Source organism: Coleofasciculus sp. F4-SAH-05, from assembly GCF_040222985.1.
GTDB lineage: Bacteria > Cyanobacteriota > Cyanobacteriia > Cyanobacteriales > Coleofasciculaceae > Coleofasciculus > Coleofasciculus chthonoplastes.
The window spans coordinates 1-21,558 of record NZ_JAVKBY010000010.1 but is presented as its reverse complement, the minus strand read 5'-3'; the positions used below and the strand labels follow the sequence as shown (position 1 = coordinate 21,558).

General features: G+C 44.5%; 21 protein-coding genes, 1 tRNA gene and 4 pseudogenes. 13 read left to right on the top strand and 13 right to left on the bottom strand.

Going from position 1 to position 21,558, the window contains the following annotated elements:
• On the top strand, positions 1-189 hold a 189-nt coding region (locus RIG27_RS01060), incomplete at its 5' end, for a hypothetical protein (RefSeq protein WP_446341628.1).
• A 5-nt stretch (positions 190-194) separates the two neighbouring features.
• Here the strand turns inward: RIG27_RS01060 and RIG27_RS01055 are convergent.
• Positions 195-501 (bottom strand): annotated as a pseudogene (locus RIG27_RS01055) (helix-turn-helix domain-containing protein).
• Here RIG27_RS01055 and RIG27_RS01050 point away from each other — a divergent pair.
• A complete protein-coding gene (locus RIG27_RS01050; RefSeq protein ID WP_446341214.1) occupies positions 464-673 on the top strand; it encodes a hypothetical protein in 210 nt (69 codons plus the stop codon). The pseudogene RIG27_RS01055 and the gene RIG27_RS01050 overlap by 38 nt on opposite strands.
• Before the next feature lie 140 nt (positions 674-813).
• Here RIG27_RS01050 and RIG27_RS01045 read toward each other — a convergent pair whose 3' ends face one another.
• The 4 genes from RIG27_RS01045 to RIG27_RS01030 all read right to left on the bottom strand — a co-directional run bounded on the left by RIG27_RS01045 (position 814) and on the right by RIG27_RS01030 (position 2,533).
• Positions 814-1,005: a hypothetical protein gene (locus tag RIG27_RS01045; protein WP_446341626.1), complete on the bottom strand. Its 192-nt coding sequence runs from the start codon at positions 1,003-1,005 to the stop codon at positions 814-816.
• A 170-nt stretch (positions 1,006-1,175) separates the two neighbouring features.
• Entirely contained in the window at positions 1,176-1,520 is a 345-nt protein-coding gene (locus RIG27_RS01040) for a hypothetical protein (RefSeq protein WP_446341624.1), read from the bottom strand.
• Positions 1,521-1,632: 112 nt separating this feature from the next.
• Positions 1,633-2,118, bottom strand: a complete 486-nt coding sequence (locus tag RIG27_RS01035) for a helix-turn-helix domain-containing protein (protein WP_446341622.1) — start codon at positions 2,116-2,118, stop codon at positions 1,633-1,635.
• 277 nt (positions 2,119-2,395) lie between these two features.
• Entirely contained in the window at positions 2,396-2,533 is a 138-nt protein-coding gene (locus tag RIG27_RS01030; protein ID WP_446341620.1) for a hypothetical protein, read from the bottom strand.
• Positions 2,534-2,553: 20 nt separating this feature from the next.
• Between RIG27_RS01030 and RIG27_RS01025 the strand changes: the two genes are divergently transcribed.
• Entirely contained in the window at positions 2,554-3,708 is a 1,155-nt protein-coding gene (locus tag RIG27_RS01025; RefSeq protein WP_446341618.1) for a helix-turn-helix domain-containing protein, read from the top strand.
• A gap of 88 nt (positions 3,709-3,796) precedes the next feature.
• Here RIG27_RS01025 and RIG27_RS01020 read toward each other — a convergent pair whose 3' ends face one another.
• Complete coding sequence (locus RIG27_RS01020) at positions 3,797-4,639, bottom strand: DUF5919 domain-containing protein (protein WP_446341616.1); 843 nt, start codon at positions 4,637-4,639, stop codon at positions 3,797-3,799.
• 119 nt (positions 4,640-4,758) lie between these two features.
• Between RIG27_RS01020 and RIG27_RS01015 the strand changes: the two genes are divergently transcribed.
• Together RIG27_RS01015 and RIG27_RS01010 are read left to right on the top strand one after the other, a co-directional pair.
• Positions 4,759-5,655, top strand: coding sequence for a 5'-methylthioadenosine/S-adenosylhomocysteine nucleosidase family protein (locus RIG27_RS01015; RefSeq protein WP_446341614.1), 897 nt, complete (start codon positions 4,759-4,761; stop codon positions 5,653-5,655).
• Between the two features lie 49 nt (positions 5,656-5,704).
• Positions 5,705-8,872, top strand: a complete 3,168-nt coding sequence (locus RIG27_RS01010) for a HEAT repeat domain-containing protein (protein WP_446341612.1) — start codon at positions 5,705-5,707, stop codon at positions 8,870-8,872.
• Positions 8,873-8,977: 105 nt separating this feature from the next.
• Here the strand turns inward: RIG27_RS01010 and RIG27_RS01005 are convergent.
• The 6 genes and pseudogenes from RIG27_RS01005 to RIG27_RS00980 form a co-directional block, all read right to left on the bottom strand.
• Positions 8,978-9,479: pseudogene (locus RIG27_RS01005) on the bottom strand (PIN domain-containing protein).
• Complete coding sequence (locus RIG27_RS01000) at positions 9,476-9,991, bottom strand: ribbon-helix-helix domain-containing protein (RefSeq protein ID WP_446341610.1); 516 nt, start codon at positions 9,989-9,991, stop codon at positions 9,476-9,478. The pseudogene RIG27_RS01005 and the gene RIG27_RS01000 overlap by 4 nt, the downstream one beginning before the upstream one ends.
• A 159-nt stretch (positions 9,992-10,150) precedes the next feature.
• Positions 10,151-10,726, bottom strand: coding sequence for a Uma2 family endonuclease (locus tag RIG27_RS00995; RefSeq protein WP_446341608.1), 576 nt, complete (start codon positions 10,724-10,726; stop codon positions 10,151-10,153).
• 73 nt (positions 10,727-10,799) lie between these two features.
• The gene (locus tag RIG27_RS00990) at positions 10,800-11,276 is read right to left on the bottom strand and encodes a hypothetical protein (RefSeq protein WP_446341606.1); all 477 of its coding nucleotides are present in this window, start codon (positions 11,274-11,276) and stop codon (positions 10,800-10,802) included.
• A 35-nt stretch (positions 11,277-11,311) separates the two neighbouring features.
• Entirely contained in the window at positions 11,312-12,046 is a 735-nt protein-coding gene (locus RIG27_RS00985) for a nickel/cobalt transporter (RefSeq protein WP_446341604.1), read from the bottom strand.
• A 107-nt stretch (positions 12,047-12,153) separates the two neighbouring features.
• A tRNA-Val gene (locus RIG27_RS00980) sits at positions 12,154-12,225 on the bottom strand.
• Between the two features lie 46 nt (positions 12,226-12,271).
• Here RIG27_RS00980 and RIG27_RS00975 point away from each other — a divergent pair.
• The 5 genes and pseudogenes from RIG27_RS00975 to RIG27_RS00955 all read left to right on the top strand — a co-directional run bounded on the left by RIG27_RS00975 (position 12,272) and on the right by RIG27_RS00955 (position 16,479).
• Positions 12,272-12,832: a metal-binding protein gene (locus tag RIG27_RS00975; RefSeq protein WP_446341602.1), complete on the top strand. Its 561-nt coding sequence runs from the start codon at positions 12,272-12,274 to the stop codon at positions 12,830-12,832.
• 21 nt (positions 12,833-12,853) lie between these two features.
• Positions 12,854-12,961: pseudogene (locus tag RIG27_RS00970) on the top strand (DUF6653 family protein); the annotation flags it as partial.
• A 39-nt stretch (positions 12,962-13,000) separates the two neighbouring features.
• Entirely contained in the window at positions 13,001-13,813 is an 813-nt protein-coding gene (gene mazG / locus RIG27_RS00965; protein WP_446341600.1) for a nucleoside triphosphate pyrophosphohydrolase, read from the top strand.
• Between the two features lie 213 nt (positions 13,814-14,026).
• Positions 14,027-15,697, top strand: coding sequence for a bifunctional 3,4-dihydroxy-2-butanone-4-phosphate synthase/GTP cyclohydrolase II (ribBA, locus tag RIG27_RS00960; RefSeq protein ID WP_446341598.1), 1,671 nt, complete (start codon positions 14,027-14,029; stop codon positions 15,695-15,697).
• A 134-nt stretch (positions 15,698-15,831) separates the two neighbouring features.
• Positions 15,832-16,479 (top strand): Uma2 family endonuclease, encoded by a 648-nt coding sequence (locus RIG27_RS00955; protein ID WP_446341596.1) that lies wholly within the window; start codon positions 15,832-15,834, stop codon positions 16,477-16,479.
• A 470-nt stretch (positions 16,480-16,949) separates the two neighbouring features.
• Here the strand turns inward: RIG27_RS00955 and RIG27_RS00950 are convergent, their stop codons facing one another.
• On the bottom strand, positions 16,950-17,666 hold the full coding sequence (locus RIG27_RS00950; RefSeq protein WP_446341594.1) for a hypothetical protein: 717 nt from the start codon (positions 17,664-17,666) through the stop codon (positions 16,950-16,952).
• A 241-nt stretch (positions 17,667-17,907) separates the two neighbouring features.
• Here RIG27_RS00950 and RIG27_RS00945 point away from each other — a divergent pair, with 241 nt between their 5' ends.
• The 3 genes and pseudogenes from RIG27_RS00945 to RIG27_RS00935 all read left to right on the top strand — a co-directional run.
• Complete coding sequence (locus RIG27_RS00945) at positions 17,908-19,533, top strand: DUF2079 domain-containing protein (RefSeq protein WP_446341630.1); 1,626 nt, start codon at positions 17,908-17,910, stop codon at positions 19,531-19,533.
• Between the two features lie 1,017 nt (positions 19,534-20,550).
• Positions 20,551-21,156, top strand: a complete 606-nt coding sequence (locus RIG27_RS00940; protein ID WP_446341592.1) for a hypothetical protein — start codon at positions 20,551-20,553, stop codon at positions 21,154-21,156.
• Between the two features lie 286 nt (positions 21,157-21,442).
• Positions 21,443-21,558: pseudogene (locus tag RIG27_RS00935) on the top strand (transposase); the annotation flags it as partial.

Below are 21,558 nucleotides of genomic sequence, written 5' to 3'. Positions count from 1 at the left end.
AGTTTTCTAGGTTCTGTAGGTCGTGCCGAACAAATAAATGCCGCCGTACCTGTCGGAATTCTACCAAAATTGTTAGTGTTTCGCAGTCCCCCACCTAAATCTTGCGATTTTAGATGGGGACTGCGCTCAACTTTTGTTCAACACCAGTCCATTCAATTGGGTCGGGTCGCCCTTTACTTAAGATTGTAGATTGTCTATAGATTAGACTCTGGAGGGCAAAGCCAATCTAACAGTTCAGTCGGAATATCTTCATAACGTTCTAGCACAAAGTCCATCAAGGCAAGATGACGCAAATCTCGCTTGTTGAGGACGGCGGTAGTTGCCACCTCTTCTAAACCAGCTTGCCACAGTAGACATGGAACGATCGCAGATAAAAGCAATGGTTTCATGATTCACCTGCCATTTGGCATAAAACTGTTGCGGCGTCATTCCCAGTTGACAGTAGCCGTAGAGGTCAATTAACGTGAGTTCGCGTTCAGTGATTGGACGGGGACTCCTCATCGGACTTCCTCCAAAGGTTCGAGATCGTCTTCCCAAGCCGTATCAGCCACCGTCCACTGGGAACTGGGGGAATGTTGGTCTAGCCAAATCAGGTAGCACCATGTCCAAGCACAGTGGTGGGGCGCAAAGCTGTAGAATCTGCCGATCGCAATCCCCCAGTCTGGTGATTTAAGATTATCTTGGCGATCGCTTGTCCATTTCAGTTTGTCTCCGTCTCCAAAACGAGGCGGTTTGACCTGGGGAAAGTTGGCGGGTAGATGAATTGATGGGAAAAGAAATCGCCGGAAACTGAAGCTGGGAAGTAAATCAGTGCTACCGTGACGTAGGGCGCCATCGATAAAGTGCGATCGCGTTTCCGTTCAGGTTGGCGGTTAAGTCTCGGATTAGGATTGCGGCGAGGCTGTCGAGTTCCGATGGGGTCAGGTTCACCCAAGAAGCATCAAAGTCAGCGTCAGAGTAGGTTTGCAGGTGGGTGAACAGAGATGCGATACGTGCTTCGCACACGCTTCGCGATCGCGAAATCTTCTAACGCTTGTTGATAGCCTTGCTGGTAGGTGAGTTCACCAGGGGGACAATTTGGTTTTAACATGGAAAAAGTCTCCGTTTATGGGGTAGTCACAAGTCGGCAGAAAGCGTCGGAAACTTGGTGCTGGCTTGTGACACATTTAGGTTTGTTAGCGGTTGGATAAATAGACATATCGCTGCTGGTGGATTATTTCGAGTCGGGATAACGCCTCTGGTGTATAGCGTTGGGCTTCAATGCAGATTGATTGCCACAGGCGATCGAGGGCGTCGAGGTGGGGAGAGTAGCGTATAAGCGTGCGACAAGCGGCAATCCACTGTTCAATTTGACGGTAGCTGACGAAGTAACCGCCGATTCCTTTGATATGTACCCAAAGAACGTTATGCCATTTTTCCCAGTTGAGGATACGCTCTTGGGGGATGTTCAGGTGTTTGGCGATTTGCCCAAGGGTGATAACGAAGGTTTTGGGGTTGATGCGATGGCGTATAGGTTGCATGGCTTTACTGTTAGATAGATGCTTTACCGAATTTTTGTGTCAATACCTATCTATAATATATGCGGTAGAGCATCAATATGTAAATACCCTCCTGGAAATTTGTTTGAGTGTTCTAGTCTTCTTCTATGACGTGAAATCCAACCTGTTCTGCAATCAGGCTTAAATACTTAGATGTAGCGAGAGTCGGCTCATAAGCGCTGTTTTCCCACTGACTAACTGTCGCCTGTCGTACACCAAGCTTTTGGGCAAACTCTGCCTGAGTTAAACCCATATAGCGACGTAGTGCCTTAATGAGTTGAGCATTCCATAGCACACTGTCACCCAGATGCGGAACTTTGGGTTTAGCCGTAGGTTGGCGAAATGTCACCCGTTGCTGCTCAAAATCCACATCCTCAACCCGATATCCAGCTTCCATCCAAGCAGAAGCTTGCAGTGCGCCTTTGCTGCGATTGCTCCACCATGCCCGTTTTTTGTGTGCTGAGTCGGGTAGGGTGTTATTCATGAGTTTCTCGATTTCTGCAAAGGTGAGAATGACTTCCGCTTGATTGCTCTCTTGCAGAAATTCCAGGAGTGGCTGGTACTTGCTATCTGGCTTCATGCAGCAAAACCTCTACACCAATCAACGTCTGTGGGTTGAGATGCTGGTGGGATTTCTTTTGTGGTGCAGTGGGAAAGGGGCATGAAGCTTTTCTAGGGGACTCTTGACCATCTCTAGGATGCCAGAAAATTGGGGCGTGCGATCGCACTCTCCTGCCAAATTGCCATTAGTAATCGAATCCAGCCTGAGAAAGCGACTAACAGAATAGGCGAATGTAGGGGCACCATCCTTGCGCCCTCACCCCCCTCACCCCCTGTATCTATCCTGATGAGAAACGCTATAATCGCTGTCGCAGTCGTTCTTCAAAGCTCCGTTTCAACCTAAATTGAGCGTTAGCCATGCCTTGGATGAGGGTATCGAGTTCTGCTTGCGGTGGCTTCTTCGTTTGCACCCAAGCCTCAAGAATATCGGGCAAAGTCAGATGGGGTTCAACACATGAACATGAATTACGAAATTCTAGGTCAGCGCCTGCGGCTAGCGCGTGAGCGTTCTCGAATCAGTCAAACTGAAGCCGCTCAAGTTATAGATGTCACGGCGGCGGCTCTAAACCAGTACGAGAGCGGGAAGCGTCGGGTGGATGCTTTTACCTTAGAGCGTCTATCTCGGCTTTACGGAGTACCCCTGCGATCGCTGTTTGGCGAAGAAACCGTTCAATCCGACTGGGAAGAAGCATTACGGCTTAATTCTGAAACTATTTCTGCTTCCAGTAAAGCTGGAATTGCCCGTTTGATTGAAAAAATTTATGCCCTAGAGGAACTCTATACTCAGACAGACACTCCTTTTCCTGGCGTTTATCACCCACCTTTTGCTCCTCTTGCCAATCGCCTATTGCCGGAAACTGAGACGGCGGTGTTGGCGGCTCAAAAGGCTCGATATCACTACAACTTGGGAATGGCTCCTCTAGTTAATTTACGAAGCTTCTTAGAGGCTCAGGGATTAATGATATTTATTATTCCCTTTGGCAACGAACAAAATGCTATCTCTGGGCTATTTTTGTCTCATTCTAAACTGGGAAATATTATTGCCATTAACCAAACCCAGACTGATACTCGCAGCTCTTTTAGCTTGGCTCATGGACTAGCTCATTGTCTCTATCAACATGACCAATATGCTATTCTTTGTCACCATGGAGATACTAACCCGTTGGAATGTTTTGCTGAGAAATTTGCTGGCTATTTCCTGATTCCTTCAGCCGCATTGCAGGAACGTTTACATAGTCTGGGAGTAAAACGGGTTAGGCATCCGGCGGAAGTTGTGCATTTAGCGCACTATTTCGGCGTTAGCTATGAAGAAATGTTAGTTCGATTGGATTGGGAACATCAACTTGCAGGTTCTCAGGAAGATTTTAAGCAGATTCAGCCCGCACATTTATCTAGACACTTGGGTTATAGTTCTTACTTTGAGAGTGGAGAGGGCTTTCTTCCCTTGGAAAAACGTTTACCCAGAATCTTCCTCGAACTTGCCTATCGTGCTGTTCTAGCAGACAAGTTATCCATGCGGCGGGTAGCGGAAATGTTGGGCATTAGCGATATTGAATTAGAGGATCGGCTGTTTATGACTGAGCAAACACTTGAAGAAATTGCCAGTTAATCAAGGGGTGTGTAAGTCTCCATTAATCAAGCTGGGCGGTTTAAACCGCAGCTACACAGACAAAACCCGCCTTCGCGGGTTATAACAACTATAATTTTCTACTATCTCCCAAAATTTTTATCAAAAAATATCGGTATTTTTCAAAAAGCATGGGGTTGGATGACTTGTATACTTCAAAAACAGGTGTATCTGCTCTTTTGGTTCCGTGCAGATAATGAGATATAAATGCACATCCATCTTCCTCTTCTGGATCAACCATAATCACATTGCCATAGGGAAAGTGGGAATAAAGATAAAGTTCAAAACTACCGGGCAAACTCGCTGCCCTAAACTCATCTCTCAGGCGGCTTAAAGTGATGAGAGACTGACGTATTTTGTCTACTAAGTTTGGCTCTCCTCTATCATTAGCATAGTTTTTAGCTATTTCACTGTCGGGATCTAGAATTAATATTTTGAAGTTTACGCCTCTTTGGAGTAATTCCATTACAGGCTGTTTGCACTCTGAGAAGGGTCTCTGTTCAAAGTAACTGGTAAAACTACTTAAAGCAACGCCGATTTGAACTACCTCTCGTTTCGCTTCTTGAAGAAATGCCACCTTTTGTTGCAAAGGTAGCCTCCCAATTTCATAAACTCTAGGTGAGCTAGTTTGAGTTGTGGTCAGCTTTTTTTCTAGAGTATTTTCCAAATCACTGAGGAAGATTTGACGGTCTACTGCTCTGATCGAGCTTTCGTAAATAAAGGGAATGGCTATAGCAGCCGCTAAGAACGTCCCTAAATCTCCGGTGATTTTCCAGAAAGCATCAGTTTTGTCTATGGCAAGTATACGCAACCCTAAACCGATGATAAAGAGAATAATCGCGATCGCACCCTGGTATCGCTTCAGGATACGTTCTAGGGATGCTTTAAACCCATCTGGGGAGGTTCTAGTCATGATTTTTCTGCCTCTGCTTAATATTTCGTTAAACAAACCAGTTCCCGTTTGGGATAACTTGGGGATAACATGGGATTCATAGACAATTTCATTAGTACCCTCTCCACAGTTAGATTGTCATGATGCCTTGCGCTGTTATTCTCACGGCTATTCCTGTCGAATATAAAGCAGTTCGCGCTCACTTGAGCGATCTCCAGGAAGAGACGCACCCGGAAGGAACCATCTACGAACGAGGAAACTTCTCATCCAATGGTGGCTCATGGCAAGTTGGAATTGTGGAAATGGGTGCAGGCATTGCTGAGGCGGCTGTAGAAACTAAACGAGCCATCGACTATTTCCAGCCGAACGTTATCCTATTCGTTGGGGTAGCAGGTGGACTCAAGGATGTCAAACTTGGTGATGTGGTAGCCGCAACGAAAGTTTATGGGTACGAGTCGGGAAAAGTTGTCGAAACTTTCCAGCCAAGACCTAATGTTAGCCAAGTTAGCTATCCTTTGGAACAGCGAGCTAAGGCTGAGGCTAGAAAGGAAGAATGGTTAGAGAGGATTCAAGGTTCTAGTTCGGACTTGGAACCGGAAGCTTGGGTTGGAGCTATAGCCGCAGGTGACAAAGTAGTGGCTTCAACCCATTCTGAAGTTTACCAGCAGCTACGTCAAAATTATGGTGATGCGCTAGCAGTAGAGATGGAGAGCCACGGTGTTCTTAAAGCTCTCCGCGCCAACCCGGAAATCAATGCGTTAATTATTCGTGGTATCTCAGATCTGATTGAGGATAAGAGCAATGCCGATGATGCTGGATTTCAAAAAATTGCTGCACGACACGCTAGTGCTTTTGCCTTCCAAATCTTAGCGAAGCTCGATATTAATAAGCTGACAGAGGAAAGGCAACCATCTGAGTCGGAAAGGAAAATTCGCTCAGCTAGTGAGAAGGTTCAGAAAGGAGCATCTTTCAGAGATGTGAAAGTTACTGACAGTCATGGTAGCACCTTCAGCATAGGAAACACTACTCAAAATTGAGAGAGAAAAGTCAAGCTCTCTCCCAAATTAAATTAAGGAAGCTAAAATCATGAGTGATAAATCTACCTTTTTATATGAACAGAGAGGAGCTTCTTTCGGAAATGTTGAAGTCATTGACAGTCATAGCAGCACTTTTAATATAGGGAATACTACTCAAAATACTTATTTACAAAAGCCCGACTTTTTCGAGCCAAGCCTAGAACAATTTGAGTCTCCTAATTTTGTTAGCCCTAGTCAGGGTATCATTCAAAAGTTTTTCGGATTTATTCAAGAAAAGCGAATATTGGCATTCGGTGGAGGAAATGATATCGATAAGCCTAGTTTAGCGAGGTACTTTGCATGGCATATTAGCAACCGTGGATATGAAAAACTACCTATCTTAGAGTGGCAGCGCAGTTCTGATCCACAAAGTATTGATGTGGAACTCCAAAAAGCCGAAGAAACCACAATTTTTCTTTTAAATCAGGTTTCGCCTCAAAATATTGGCTATGATTTATCCCGAATTCATAAGATGGCTGTTTCGAGACAGCATTATGTCATAATAACCACAGATATACCTATTGAAAGTTGGAAGCTATCTCCAGAAACCACTGAATTCTGGCAAAACTTGTCAGGGGCAGAACTCTATGATCAAAACAGTTTAGTTAAGGCTCTTGTTCAGGCGCTGAATAATACGACTGAATCTTTAAAGCAGGTATTGCTGAATGAAAATATTGAACCTGAAGATCAATGTATTGGAAATTTGACAGTCCACACAGTTGCTCAACAGTTACAGACTCCAGACAAAATTGCTCGTTTTGTACAACTTCTGGCTAAAGAGTTTGATAAAAACCAGGAATTACCCCAGAAAACAAAAGTCATTGAATTGATTAAAGAAATTAAAAATAACGAAACGGCATTAAATAATTGGTTCTATCAAATATTGGATTCTCGCGAACAATTGCTAGCTTTGGGATTAAACTTTTTTACAGGTTTGCTTGATGATCAGTTCTTTGCCGCGCTAGAAGAAATTGTAGAAAACGTTTGGCAGAAGCGTGATCCATCCTTACGCGCTCTTGATTACTGCGATTTAGATAATCTCCGCAATTTTTTCAATTTAAATCCGATAAACACAGAGACTGATCGAGCAAAAGTTGAAGGTTGCTTTCCCCAACAACGCCGAATGTTGTTTAAAGTAGCCTGGTCTAGTCATCGCAGGCAAATTCTTGCTGCACTAGCTACAATAGAAACTCTAGTTCAGAATTCGGTAGCTAATAGGTCTTTTGAACAGGAATTATATGGAACCTCAGCAAGATGTGAGCAAATTCGCCTTGTCTTAGGTGAAGCTCTAAGCGATATTGGTTGGATTTCTCCTACTGCTATACAAGACACCTTACGCCATTTAGCTGCAGATGAAGAACTAGAAGTTCAAGCAGTAGCTGCCTACGCAATGGCACGCTGGCGTGACCCAAACTATAACCGTGAACAGGAACTATTTGAAACGCTTCACAATTGGCAAAATGATCAACGTTTAATTAGCCAATTAAAAAGTATCCTGACTAATCAGGATGAGAAAACAACGAAGGAGCCACAAGACTATATTCGAGCTACTATTGCTCTAACAGTTAGTTACGCGGCTCTATACGACCCCCCTAATCAACTTCACCCAAAACTGTATGACTTACTCAAAAAGCTATCAGAAGATCCAAATAATTTAGTCCGCGATCGCTTTGGTTACCATACTTTACCTAGAGTGGCATCGTTACATCTTGTCCAATTGCGCGATATGCTTCATGACCTTACACTGAAACTAGACTTAATTCCAGCAATTAGCAGGAGTTTAGCATTCACTTACCAACTAAATCCTGAAGAAGTTCTGAGAACGCTAGAGTTGTGGATCAGCGAATGCTCAACAAGTAGATCCATAAATTTTACTGGTATAAAAATTACACGATATAATTGTTTGCTAGGAACTGTAGCATTAACTTATGGGCAAATTCGGTATGATGAAGGAATTAATCCATTTACCCCTGACCAAGGGTTTCACCGCTTACGAAATATCCTTCAACGCGAACGATATTCTTTCATCCGCCAAGTTGTTTTAATTGCCATTAAATTACTAACCATCCGATACTTTGAGCAAATCGAAGATCTGTTACAGGATTTAGTTGCTGAGGTCAAATCCAATGAGCGTAAAGAAATCGTCTATATACTAGGTGAAACTTATCTAAAACAGCGTGAAAACCTTTCAAATGGGGATGATGAGATTGAAATCAACGGTCATCGCTACTCGATTTGGAGGGATCTCAATCAGCGTCCTCGAACTGCTGTAGAAGAGGCAATGTTTCGTTGGCTAAAGGATAATTCAAAACCTGTGGCTCAACAAGTTGCAGAAGACACAGAAGTGAAGTTTTATGAGGTGCTAGATCAAGAAGAAGAGAAAAAAATTCAGGAGATACAAGACCGACAATCAAAGCAAGAATTGTACTCAAGAGAGAGTTGGGTTGATCCTGTTATTGTTAGTCAATCTAAGTCGGGTTTTTATCTCAACAAGTTAGTGCCATGGTTGGCAACCAAGAATGCAGAACGCTATCGCCCAGCTATCAGCAACCTATTGCCTAAAGCGTTTTGGCATTACCAATTACGTCGGGATATGATGACTTTTGTTCTTCGGAAGTGGAGTCATGTTTCAGATAATGAAGTAAAAACTATTTCAAGTCTTTTGAAATCTGCTTTACGGTGGGCAGCAATCCTTCCTTGGTTACTTGCCGTAGGGGGTGGAAGCTTACTGATGTTGATAATCGTTGTAGCAACGACTATAAAGTCAAATCTGTCTGAGCCTGATATAGTGCAAGCTCCAACTTCTCCAGAGCAACCAAATAACTCAAGAAAACCATCAGAAAATTTACCAGTGAATCCAGGTCAAATAGAAAATCCCTTTTATAAGGAATCTTTTCCAAAAGCTGTATGTGGTGATCCTTTGCCCAAAGACCCAAATGTATATCCTGTAAATTTCTATCCTGTTTACATTGATTACAGCGAGAATAGTTTGATTAAGGTCACTTCAAGTTTTTGTCAAGATGCTCGGAAAAAGACCAGGGAAGAAACAGATAATCTATCTATACAAGTTGCTTCTTTCGCTACCATTGATCGTGCTGAAGCTTTTAAAGATTTCATGATAGATAATTTTGGTAGTGGTGAAATTGGAGAACCGACTCAAATAGAGTCCCCAAAGTAATTATGGAATAAGGCGTTTTTGGTTGGTCAGTTGTTTGAAGCTAGCTTGTAATCTTTGTCAGTTGTTGGTGCGATCGCGTCTCCGGCGGCGACAGTAGCGAACACTTCACACAGACAACTCCCAATCTTCCAGGCGTAGCCCTTCGACACGACTAAATTCGCGGGTATTGTGGGTGACTAGGATTAAGTCGTTGGCAAGAGTAATTGCTGCAATCTGAAGGTCATTCGGACCAATAGGAGTCCCTAAAGCTTCTAGTCGCGCCCGGATACGCCCGTAGACTGCTGCTGCATTGCCATCAAAAGGAAGACTGACTAACTCGCTGAAAAACTCCTGATACAACGCCAAATTACTCTCCAGGCGAGTACCTTTATAAGCACCATAATAGAGTTCAGCTTTGACAATACAGCGCTTCGCGCTCTTATGGAGTACAGTATTAGCCCGCTATCCCTCAAACTGCTAGATTGATGTTGTACCTCATAGCAGAGGAAAGCGCTGTATCGCACAGCACGATGTCTTGCCGTGGAATAGTCATCAATTTCTCAACAACTGCTGAATTTCGACGAGTCAGATAGAGAATGCACGTATTCGTATCTAACAGATAAATCACAAAAGTTCCCAAAGCCGCTGCTCATATTCTCCTTGTTCCCCTCGTGTCAATGGTTCCCCTTGCCACTTTCCTGCTGTCTTCTCAAAAAAACCAGGAGACCAGCCCAACTCTTCGGGTGTTTTAGGAATTGATTTTGTGTCAGTTTGCTTAAGGATTTGGGATTGAATAGCTGCTTCTATAATATACGTTAACTCGGCTGGCAGTGAGCGCTGGTGTTTCTGAGCTAGCCCCTTCAGTTTCTCAATAACGAAGGGATCTAAAGCTTCACTCATAACTTGCTCCCGCAGTCTAGCAATCACAACTTCCCTATCCGTCTTTTCATCAAGGGTAAGCTGTTGAAGACTAACTTCTACTTGGCGAGTAATTTCTTCTAACCACACTTTATAGTGTTGATCTCGCTGCTCTAATAATTGTAAACCTTCAAGAATTACTTCATCAGCCGTTTGATATTGACCGCTTTTAAGCTTTTCTTTAATCAATCGTTCCGCTTCTGGTGTTAGGGTTATATTCATCGTCTTAATATCTCCACGTTGATCCCATAAAAAATTTGAAACCTTGATCGGTGACTACTGCCTTTATTTAATTTATTTTACCAACAACCCTGCTCTTTAATAATGATGTTTTTAACAGTCTCATGCTAGGAGACTTTGGCTGGTATATAAAAATAAATGTTAACCATCCAAAACCACCTGTAAATCCAGTACAAATCCCGGTAAAACCTCTTCCCCTGATAAGCTATTCGGTGACTCTAAAACCTCAACCTCCCGATTCGGTCTATAAATCTCAACCCGTTTATTCTTCGCATCAATCAACCACCCCAAACGCAACCCATTGTCTAAATATTCCTGCATCTTTTTGCGTAAAGGTTCCATATTGTCACTCTTAGAACGCAATTCGATCGCAAAATCCGGACACAGTGGCGGAAATGCTTCCTGTTGTTTGGGTGTCAAAGCATCCCATCGTTCTTGACTCACCCACGATGCATCAGGAGAACGATCTGCTCCATTAGGAAGCCGAAATGCAGTAGAAGAGTTGAAAGCAACCCCTAGTTTTGTCTGGCGATTCCAAAACCACAGTTGTCCTTCTATATCAATATTCCGTTTTCCGGTAATTCCCCCAGTGGGTGGCATAATAATTAATTCTCCTATAGCTGTTCGTTCGAGTCGCACGTCGCGATTAGCCGCAGCGAGTTTTTCAAACTGCTCCTGAGTAACTTTTAGGGTTTGTGGGATAATAATTGGAATCATTGTTCGTTACAAGTCAAAAATGCGATCGCCTGTTTTTCTACCTGTGGGCGCACGTCTGTGCGCCCCTACGAGGTTAACCCTTGAATTTATGGCTGATAAATTGACTACCAATGCCACAACCAATGGCAAGCACCACGACAATAATTTGACTGGCAAGATAATGATGATGGTGAGGATGATCCTCCTGAATCTGGCTGATCGCCTCGACATCAATTCCGCGATCGCTCACCGGAATCGTTAACATATCCCAATGACTATCCTCACCAATCTCCACCTCCCACTCTCCACTGACGGAGTAGTCGGGTTCAAAAACAAACATCCCTTGTTCGTTTGTTCTTCCTTCAATCGGTGCATAGTCTGAACCCGCAGGAGGATGGACAATCACAGGCGCATCTTTAAATGCTTCTCCTGTGCTGAACAGCGATTGAAGTTCCAGGGACTTAATGTTTAAGTTATAGTTTGTTTCTACACCATGGGCGAAGGCTTGGCTGGGAAAGCCCAAAAGACTGACAAGTACCAGTAGGACAACAAAGAACTGTTTTACTTTCATTTGATATCTGTGAAAAGGTTGTGATTGATTTTGCCTCATAACGAGGTAGTGACTGAAACAACAGTTATACCAAAGCCAATGACCATGATCACGATCGCACTCAAAATGGATAACTTCTGCAACACTTGATCCGTTTGTGGCAATCGCTCCAGCCACTGGCGAGCATAAATGGCGACGACACCCAAAATAACTAACACTGATGCTAACCCCAGACTAAACCCGCCCACCAGAAATAGCCCATAGCTGATCTGGTGCAGAGCCACAGCACTCAATAACATCACCAATGCTGAAGGACAAGGAATTAATCCCCCCGCAATCCCTAATTTAACCAGAGATGAAAGGCTAGTGGGTGAGTGGGCGTGTGTGTGTGAATGGGGATGGGAATGGGAATGCAGCCGCTTTCTCAGCAGGCTCAATCCGACGATACCAATGGTTAACCCGTTCACGAAACTCAGCACCGGATAGGATTGTTCAGGCAAAACGTATTGAGACGCAAACAGCGCGATCGCACCCAAGAGAAAAATACTCAGTGTATGGCTAAAAGTTATCGTTAATCCCAGTAAAACCGCCTGTTGTGGCGTGCCTTGAGAACCAATAAAATAGGCACTGACGAGGGTTTTACCATGTCCAGGGGAGAGGGCATGAACCGCACCAAATCCAAACGCGATCGCAATCCCGATTAAAACCGTGCTTAACGTGGGTTCAGAGGCGATCAGGTTCGGCACAGAGGATGTGTGACTCAAGTGAGCTAAAATACACGCTTGTGGCATGGGAAAACTGGGTGGGTAAGTTAGGCGATTATATCAAAACAGTACACCGGGTTCCCATCAAGTAGGGGCTTGGTAACCAAGCCCCTACAAGTGTTGTACAAAAAAAATGGGCAGTACTGGATTCGAACCAGTGACATCCTGCTTGTAAGGCAGGCGCTCTACCGCTGAGCTAACCGCCCATGTATGTAACATACTTACTTAGGTTAACACGAAATTACCGAAAATATGCCCTCTGGTCAAATACACGATCGCATTACCTTATGGAGCCTCCCCCTTGTAACCGCTGTAACCCGCATCATGACTAGGAATGGGGACTTAACCCTGATCGTATCTGGAGGATTTTTTTTTAGTGGACTCATGTTCAGTCCCGACTTAGATCTCTACTCACGCCCCTTTAAACGCTGGGGGTGGCTGCGCTGGATTTGGCTACCCTACCAAAAGGTGATGCGCCACCGTTCTATTTTTTCCCACGGCTTTATCCTGGGGACTACGATTCGTATCCTTTATCTGGGGAGTTGGATCATCGCCCTAGCGGGAATCGGATTCGTGATTCTATACTTGTTCCAGGCTGTACCCTGGACTGGGGAAGAATTGAAACACCACATCACGCGATCGCTCCTCGATTATCAAACCCACTGGATTGCCTTATTTATCGGCTTAGAACTTGGCGCTATCCTCCACTCCCTCAGTGATTGGACGAGTTCCACCTACAAGCGCTACCAGCGTCGCCAGCAAAAGCCGCGCAAATCCACCAAACGCAAGCGAACCTCAAATCGACGAACTTGACGCTTCTGGGATCTAACAACCATGACTCTAGAAAACAAAATTGCTCAACTGTTTCAGATGGATGAAGCCACATGGACACATCATGCTAATCCCTGGAGTGTCTGGACGCGCAACACGGTTTTACCCCTTACATAAGGCATAAGACAAATGACGAATGACAAAGGACAAATGACAAATGCCCTACAACAGCTTATCGATGTGGTTGCCCAGTTGCGATCGCCAGATGGGGGATGTCCTTGGGATCTTGCCCAAACTCCGGAGACGTTGACCCCTTATGTGATTGAAGAAGCTTATGAAGTTGTGGATGCCATTCGCAGTGGCAATCCCCAAGCCATTGCCGAAGAATTGGGTGATTTACTGCTTCAGGTAGTATTACAAGCCCAAATAGCCGCCGAAGTCGGTGACTTTACTCTAAAAGAGGTGGCGGATGGCATTACCGAAAAACTGATCCGTCGTCATCCTCACGTCTTCGGTGATGTCAATGTGCAAGATGCCGAAGAAGTCCGTTACAATTGGGAGCAAATCAAAGCCGCCGAAAAAGGAGAAACCCCAGCCGAGGCGCAACGGTTGAGTCGCAAACTCCAGGAATACGCCCGGAAACTCCCCCCCTTAATGGCTGGGATGAAAATGTCTCAGAAAGCCGCCGCCGCCGGATTTGAATGGAATGATGTGGATGGGGTTTGGGCAAAATTCGCCGAAGAACTAGCCGAATTCCATCAGGCAATTGCCCAGGAAGGGAAAGAGCAACAGCAGGCAGAATTGGGGGACTTATTGTTTACACTAATTAATGTCGCCCGTTGGTATAATCTTGACCCAGCCACAGCGCTGCAAGACACCAACCAGCGGTTTATCCAGCGTCTATCGGGGATGGAAGCGATCGCAACTCGTTCCTTGTCTGAGTATACCCTGGATGAATTAGAGCAGCTTTGGCAACAAGCGAAAGCCGCATTGAAACAGTCACAGATGAGGGAGAGGGGGTAGTAGAGACGTTCCGGTGGAACATCTGGAAGCTGGGGAAGCCAATCTGTAGGGGCGGGTTTTATCCATAACCTTTGGCACAAACCCATAACTTAACTAAACCCGCCCTTCTTGGGGAACTCTTGCATCTGTGAATTCTTTGCCCAGATAAACGGGATACAATCAAAAAGTAACTCACGCTATAAATCTTAAGGATCTAGCACTCGCGCTTTTGACGTGGAATCGCCTGAAACTGTTTTGTTTGAATTCAACTCGATAGATGAAGCCCTAGCCGATCTCAAAGCCGGTCGCGCTTTGGTTGTGGTTGACGATGAAAACCGGGAAAACGAAGGGGACGTAATTTGCGCTGCCCAATTTGCTACCCCAGATATGATTAATTTCATGGCGGTGGAAGCCAGGGGCTTGATTTGTCTGGCGCTGAGGGGAGAACGCCTCGATGCCCTCGATTTGCCGTTAATGGTTACTAAAAATACCGATAGCAATCAAACGGCGTTCACGATTAGTATTGATGCGGCATCCCATTTGGGGGTGACAACCGGGATCTCGGCAGAAGACCGAGCGCGAACGATCCAAATTGCGATTAATCCCCAGACTAAACCCTGTGATTTACGTCGTCCAGGTCATATTTTCCCGATCCGCGCTAGAGAAGGGGGTGTCCTTAAGCGGGCGGGTCATACGGAGGCGGCGGTGGATTTACCGCGATTGGCAGGTTTATACCCAGCCGGGGTGATCTGTGAGATCCAAAATCCCGATGGGTCGATGGCGCGTTTGCCGCAGTTGATTCAGTATGCTAAACAGCATAATCTCAAGCTGATTAGCATTGCCGATTTAATTAGTTATCGCCTGCAACACGATCGCTTCGTCTACCGGGAAACGGTGGCTAAATTGCCGACCGAGTTTGGCACGTTTAAAATTTATGGCTATCGCAATACCTTAGACAAAACAGAACATGTGGCAATTGTCAAGGGTGATCCGGACACGTTCCAAGACCAACCGGTGATGGTACGGATGCACTCAGAATGTCTCACGGGAGATGCTTTGGGTTCCCTACGCTGTGATTGTCGTCAGCAACTCGAAGCCGCGTTAAAAATGATTGAGGCGGCGGGTCAAGGGGTACTGGTGTATTTGCGCCAAGAGGGACGGGGGATTGGTTTGGTGAATAAGCTGAAAGCCTATTCCCTCCAGGATATGGGACTGGATACGGTGGAAGCGAATGAACGCTTGGGATTTCCGGCGGATCTGCGGAACTATGGGATGGGAGCCCAGATGCTTAATGATATTGGCGTTAAAAAAATTCGCCTGATTACGAATAATCCGCGTAAGATTGCGGGATTAAGGGGATATGGGATTGAAGTGGTTGATCGGGTTCCCCTGTTGATTGAAGCGAATGACTATAATTCGATCTATTTAGCCACCAAGGCTCAGAAACTGGGGCATCTGTTGCTACAAACCTATTTAGTTACCGTGGGAATTCAGTGGTTAGATGCGCCGCAACCGGTGACAGAACGGTATGAACGACTGGAAAAGCTGCGACATTTAGCAGCAAGCCATAACCTATTGTTACAGGAAGAAGCCCGTCCGGTGGCGATCGCACTATTTGGGAAACCGTCTTTAATCGTTCACCTGGGCTTTGATCAAGCTAATCTGGCAGAACCCGACTGGTACAAGGATAGCCATCATCCTTACTGCGTTGCGATCGCGAAAATCTTAGATACTCTCAGCACTTGGTCGCAACTGGGACGTCTAGAATTTCTAGTGTCTACTGGGGTCGATCCCCTGCTTAGTTTACAAGTTCAGCTTGATCGGCAAATGTTCTCACTGAGTCAGTGTCCCTCCCGTGTATTTGAACATTTAACCACGCAAAAAATCTACAGTTTTGAGCGGTAATGGTTATTTGTCCTTTGTCTTATGTCCTTTGTCCTTTGTCCTTTGTCCTTTGTCCTTTGTCCTTGGTCAAATATCCATGATTGAATCTGTTGTTCTGTTATTTTAGAAGCAGGTTAACCTGAAGGTAACTATAAATGGTAACATTACAACTCAAACAGTTAAGTGTTCCTCTAGGACAGCGGATTATTTTGACTGATGTAAACTGGTCAAAATTCGATAATATTTTGCAAGAACTCGGTGAAAAACGAGCGACTAGAGTAGCTTACTATCACAATCAATTAGAAATTAGGATGCCATTACCAGAACATGAGTTTGATAAAGAACTTATTGGTGACATGGTAAAGATTTTGCTAGAAGAATTGGAGGTTGACCGCGAATGTTACGGTTCAACGACGTTCAAGCGCCAGGATATGGCAGCAGGAATCGAGCCAGATAATTGTTTTTATATTCAAAATCATCGTTTAATGATTGGCAAAAGACGATTAGATTTAACGGTAGATCCACCCCCTGATTTAGCCATTGAGGTTGATGTTACTTCCAAAACACAACTGAGTGCTTATGCCGCTTTGGGAGTGCCGGAGTTATGGCAGTTTTCTCAGGGAACTTTAAAAATTAATGTACTGCAAGCGGGTGATTATGTTGAGTCTTCTTTGAGTCCTACTTTTGAGAATTTCCCCATAATTGAGGGGGTTTCTCAGTTTGTCCAAATGAGTTTGACGCAAGGTTCAAGTGCGGCTTTAAGAGCTTTTCGCAAGTGGATTAGGGAGAGAATTGAACGATGACACCTAATCAGGGCGGGTTTAGTCACATCCCTTGTGCAACCAAAAAGATAGTCGTGAAACCCGCCCCTACATAGGGGCTGCTGAATAAGTGCTGTGGTGAGGGGGAGCTGGGGGAGCAAGGGGTACATTTTTTCTGATAGCGGTGCAAGATTTTTGATGAGTTTGATTCTCTTTCCTGGAAGATGAGCCAATGTCAATGCTACTCAAAGTATTGATGGCTAATGGTTTTTGGGTTGTGCAGCAAACCCTACATATACGCCAGGTGGGTGTATATCTACGTTGTAGGTTGAGGATTTAAAACTGATAGTTGGCTAAACTAAGTAGGTTGGTGGAAATAAACTCAACTTTATGAAGTTATGTTAAAAAGCCTCAAACCCTTACATAAACGTAGCTTGCTTCTCGCTCTTCGAGTATGACGAATGACGAATGACGAATGACGAATCCCCACCGTTAACTTTAATTGTCCCCACCTACTTAGCAGGATAGGATTGCGCCGAAACTTGGACAAGACGACTATCAAGCTTTTGGGCAACATCGCCAACTTGAATTAATGGCATTTGTCCATTTACGTACATTACCCCTGTAAATGCAACCATTCCACCTCGACGAAAGGTTGCCATGTCTAATTGTAAGGGGGTTCCTTCCATATCGATGCCTAAGGTAAAGCCTGTTGAGGTATCTGCAAAGTTATTCAATTCTGGGAGGGGTTTGTATTCCAGAACATTGATTTCTCCCATTCCTTGCAATCGTTGCTTCAGTTGGCTAACCAGTAACTGTTGAATTTCGGGTTGCTGTAACTGTTGTACAGTGGTATCAAAGTTTACCCAATCTTGTTCGCTAGATAGGGGACTGGTAAATCCTAGAACAATTTGGAAGCTTTCGGGATTGACAAAGGCGAATAAATTTTCTGGGTTCAGGTTGGCTTCCTGGAATTGCTGGGTTAACAGTCTAAATTGAGAGGCAAGTGAGGCGGCTAATTCGGGGGGAAGTTCTTGGAACCCCTCAGGTAAGTCTTCGAGTAACAGCTTGACATTGCTAGAGGTGGAGGCTTGGGCAATGGTTTGGGGAACCGTTGAGGATGCAGTGGAGACTGGAGTTAGGGGTATATCAGCATTAACTGGATTGCCTGTGAATAGGATGCTACTCAACAAGCCTAAGCTTAAGCTTAAGGGAATTCTCTTGATCATCTTACAATCAGCAAGGGGACTCTCGCTATGGTAGCAAAATTAAGTTGTCCTTTGTCCTTTGTCCTTTGTCCTTTGTCCTTTGTCCTTTGTCCTTTGTCCTTTGTCCTTTGTCCTTCGTCCTTTGTCCTTTGTCCTTTGTCCTTTGTCCTTTGTCCTTTGTCCTTTGTCCTTCGTTAGGATAATGTTCTCTGGGAAATAACTACGGGTATGATAGACAAATTATACAGCCGGACATACTATGATGCGATTGAAATTTTCTCAGGTATCTCTATCAAGGTTAGCGATTAAGGCGGCACTCGCTTTTTTTTGTATTGCTTTAATTTTAGGCTTACATCGACACTATACTTTTTACTCTTCCTACGACCAAGGTATTTTTAATCAAGTCTTCTGGAATAACCTGCACGGACGTTTTTTTGAGAGTTCCTTATCCTCCCAACTTTCGACGAATGTCGTTCATCAGGGAGAGGTTCCCAGGGTGGATTATCATCGTTTAGGACAACATTTTACGCCAGCGTTGTTACTTTGGTTACCCCTGTATGCTTTATTTCCCACACCCGCCACGTTAACGGTATTGCAGGTAACATTGGTCACGGCGGCGGGTTTGGTGTTGTATGTTCTCGCACGAGAGTATCTGGAACCAACCTTAGCTGGGATGATTACGGTTAGCTTTTACTGCGCGAATGCAATTATTGGTCCTACTTTATCCAACTTTCACGATATTTCCCAGATTCCCCTATTTGTTTTCGGACTGCTACTAGCGATGGAAAAACGCTACTGGTGGCTGTTTTGCCTATTCGCTGTGTTACTTCTAGCCGTGCGCGAAGATGCAGGAATCGGCTTATTTGGTGTGGGAGTTTACCTAATCCTAAGTCGTCGATATCCCCGGATTGGGTTAGCGGTTTGTAGCTTGAGTTTTGGCTATATAATTCTACTGACGAATCTGGTTATGCCGTTATTTTCCGAGGATATTTCCCAGCGGTTTATGATGGAACGATTCGGTCAATATGCTTCAGGGGATGAAGCGTCTACTTTAGAGATTATCTGGGGAATGGTGAGTAATCCGGGACGAGTGTTGGTGGAATTAGTGACACCCTTTGGTCGCACGTTGAATTATTTATTGGGGCAATGGTTACCGTTGGCGTTTGTACCAGCGATTTCACCTGCGTCTTGGATGATAGCGGGATTTCCCTTACTTAAGTTGTTTTTAGGTCAGGGAGAATCGGTACTGGCGATTAATATTCGCTATGCGATGACGGTGGTGCCAGGGTTGTTTTATGGGGCGATTCTTTGGTGGGCACAGCATCAAGATTTATATAAGCGATCGCGCTTTCGATATTTTTGGATTTTTTGTCTTACTTTAACGCTTATTTTTTCCTATACATCCAGTGCTTCGGCGTTAAATCGTGCCTTTTATTTTATGCTACCGGATTCCTTTGATCCGTGGGTACATATCTCATTACCCCAACAGTGGAACCATGTGCAACAAATGCGTCCTTTAGTTGCTCAAATTCCACCAGATGCCAGTGTTTCGGCGACAACTTATATTATTCCTCATCTCTCTAGTCGCCGTGAAATTATCCGCTTACCGGATTTAAGGTTACGCAATGATCAGCAAGAGGTTATTAACGTAGATTATATTATTGCTGACCTTTGGCGATTGCAGCAATATCAGGTAGCTTTTGATCAGGAACGAGGACTGTTGAAGTCGCTGGTATCGCTAATTGATCGGGTAACGGCAAAGCAGGAGTATGGCATTATTGGGTTTGAGGATGGGGTAATTTTATTGCAGGAAGGGGTAGACTCTAATTCTGAAGCTATGGAAAAATGGTTGGTGTTTCAAAAACAGTGGGTTAACCGTTTATCCTGATAAAAAGTCTAATGCAGGATATCGGTCAAATTCCTTCCTGTAGGGGCGACCCGCTTGGTTTAATTAACAACACCACTCTATTCAATGCGATCGGGTCGCCCTGTCCTCAATTTAAAGCGAAGACCGCGCAACTGTATAAAGAGAATTATTTGGGTTGAGTCGCGGTGCGATCGCACTTCCTCTAACTCCTGCTGAGTTGCATTCCTATTCCCCCCAATTGTCCCTTTTTAATTAAACGTCAGATGCATAAAAAGGCTTTTTTGTCAAATTTACCTCGGTCTGAGTCGAGAAAATTGGGTAATGTAAGATGCTTGTCGTGTTTCACGTTTGCCGCAGCGATAGGGGATAAAATAACGTATTTATAAGGATTTGAAGCGTTTAGGGTTAAAAAATTGCCATAAAATTAGCACAATACAGGATTAAGTTAACATTGTACTACAACCTCAAACCCCGATCAAATCAGGATTGACCCCTGACGTTTTCTGCCTGTGTTAAATTTGATGAACTTTAAATGATTAAAACGTAAGCGTAAAGACTAAAAGTTTTGCTTATCTCAATCAGGTGGTAGAAATAAACAGGGTAGACTGGGGAGTGATGCTTCCCCGTCTTCCTGGGAGAGGGAAGACGTTAGGGGATAAGGGGGAAACGTGCGATCGCGTTGCTTGGATCGGGATAGATACGATTGGGCGATCGGATACTAGAACCAAAACCCCGATCATCTTCCTGTAGGGGCGACCCGCTTGGTTTAATCAACAACACCATTCCATTCAATTAGGTCGGGTCGCCCTGTCTTGGCGATCGCAGACCTTCATTATTAGCCGATTCAACCTAAAAGAATAGTTCGGGTTGTCCGTGCGATCGCGAGTCTAACTCCTATCTGCTAATATGAGAGGATATGCAAGGTTCAACGGGTCTGTATTCTATGGGTTTATGGCATGGCAATGATTACTTCAACTCCAGTAATTCTAAACTTAGACACCGTTGGTTTAAGCATTGATTTGATCAGATAGGATAATCATGCCATACCGTCAATTCACCACACTTGCTAAAGCCAAAGAAGGCTTCAATCTCACGACAGCCGAAGGCATCAGATTTTTGCCGGAAATTGACCCAATTCAACCCAGTTCTATCTTAGCCGCTATTCTGGACGAAAATCTACCTCTCGCTGTGGCGACAGGAAGTGAGAAAGCCAGATCTGAATTAATTATTAGCCCAGTTTTAGTGGAAGTGCGGCGCATTTTGAACCGTCAAATTAGTTTATTTTCTGGCGAAGACTTTACTGTCGATGAATCACTGGGACTTAATGGACGTTGTGACTTCCTGATCAGTCGTTCCCCCGAACTTTTAGACATTGAAGCCCCAGCGGTTGTGATTGTGGAGGCGAAACAAGCCAACCTTAAATCGGGAATTGGTCAATGTGTGGCAGAAATGGTGGCTGCCCAGAAATTTAATATCGCTAAGGAAAAACCACTTCAATATATCTATGGTACAGTTAGTAATGGCAACCAGTGGCAATTTATTCAACTGGAAGATACCACCGTTACGATTGATCTGATTGTTTATCCCCTCCCACCTGTTGAGCAAATTTTAGCCTTTTTGGTGTGGATGATCCAGCAGGAATAAACAGGGATAAAGGCAGAGGGTACAAGGCGGTCTAAAAGCCAATTCGGTTTGATGCAAATGATTAATGCTGATAGCGCTCGCATCGCAACTACGAACTTAGGAGACAAACGATATCTCTTGAAAGGATTCTACTTCGGGTACGTCAGACCAAGATTCGGTTCCCTCGCGCTTGACCGAAAAAATGGGTCTCAAGCCTCGTCATTCGACATGCTCAGGAACACCTTCCAGGACGACTTTTATGTGCTACTATGTGCTACAATATTGATGCATAAGTTTTCCACGTCAAATGCTGGTTTTTGAGTTTAAGGGTCAAGGAAAAACAACTCAATATTCAGCGATCAATGAGGCGATTCAAACCGCTCAATTTGTCCGCAACAAATGCATCCGTTACTGGATGGATAA

Coding starts and splice junctions, on each gene's coding strand:
- RIG27_RS01040 (WP_446341624.1), bottom strand. CDS start 1,520: ATGCAACCTATACGCCATCGCATCAACCCCAAAACCTTCGTTATCACC.
- RIG27_RS01035 (WP_446341622.1), bottom strand. CDS start 2,118: ATGAAGCCAGATAGCAAGTACCAGCCACTCCTGGAATTTCTGCAAGAG.
- RIG27_RS01025 (WP_446341618.1), top strand. CDS start 2,554: ATGAACATGAATTACGAAATTCTAGGTCAGCGCCTGCGGCTAGCGCGT.
- RIG27_RS01020 (WP_446341616.1), bottom strand. CDS start 4,639: ATGACTAGAACCTCCCCAGATGGGTTTAAAGCATCCCTAGAACGTATC.
- RIG27_RS01015 (WP_446341614.1), top strand. CDS start 4,759: ATGATGCCTTGCGCTGTTATTCTCACGGCTATTCCTGTCGAATATAAA.
- RIG27_RS01010 (WP_446341612.1), top strand. CDS start 5,705: ATGAGTGATAAATCTACCTTTTTATATGAACAGAGAGGAGCTTCTTTC.
- RIG27_RS01000 (WP_446341610.1), bottom strand. CDS start 9,991: ATGAATATAACCCTAACACCAGAAGCGGAACGATTGATTAAAGAAAAG.
- RIG27_RS00995 (WP_446341608.1), bottom strand. CDS start 10,726: ATGATTCCAATTATTATCCCACAAACCCTAAAAGTTACTCAGGAGCAG.
- RIG27_RS00990 (WP_446341606.1), bottom strand. CDS start 11,276: ATGAAAGTAAAACAGTTCTTTGTTGTCCTACTGGTACTTGTCAGTCTT.
- RIG27_RS00985 (WP_446341604.1), bottom strand. CDS start 12,046: ATGCCACAAGCGTGTATTTTAGCTCACTTGAGTCACACATCCTCTGTG.
- RIG27_RS00975 (WP_446341602.1), top strand. CDS start 12,272: ATGCCCTCTGGTCAAATACACGATCGCATTACCTTATGGAGCCTCCCC.
- mazG (WP_446341600.1), top strand. CDS start 13,001: ATGACAAATGCCCTACAACAGCTTATCGATGTGGTTGCCCAGTTGCGA.
- RIG27_RS00955 (WP_446341596.1), top strand. CDS start 15,832: ATGGTAACATTACAACTCAAACAGTTAAGTGTTCCTCTAGGACAGCGG.
- RIG27_RS00950 (WP_446341594.1), bottom strand. CDS start 17,666: ATGATCAAGAGAATTCCCTTAAGCTTAAGCTTAGGCTTGTTGAGTAGC.
- RIG27_RS00945 (WP_446341630.1), top strand. CDS start 17,908: ATGCGATTGAAATTTTCTCAGGTATCTCTATCAAGGTTAGCGATTAAG.
- RIG27_RS00940 (WP_446341592.1), top strand. CDS start 20,551: ATGCCATACCGTCAATTCACCACACTTGCTAAAGCCAAAGAAGGCTTC.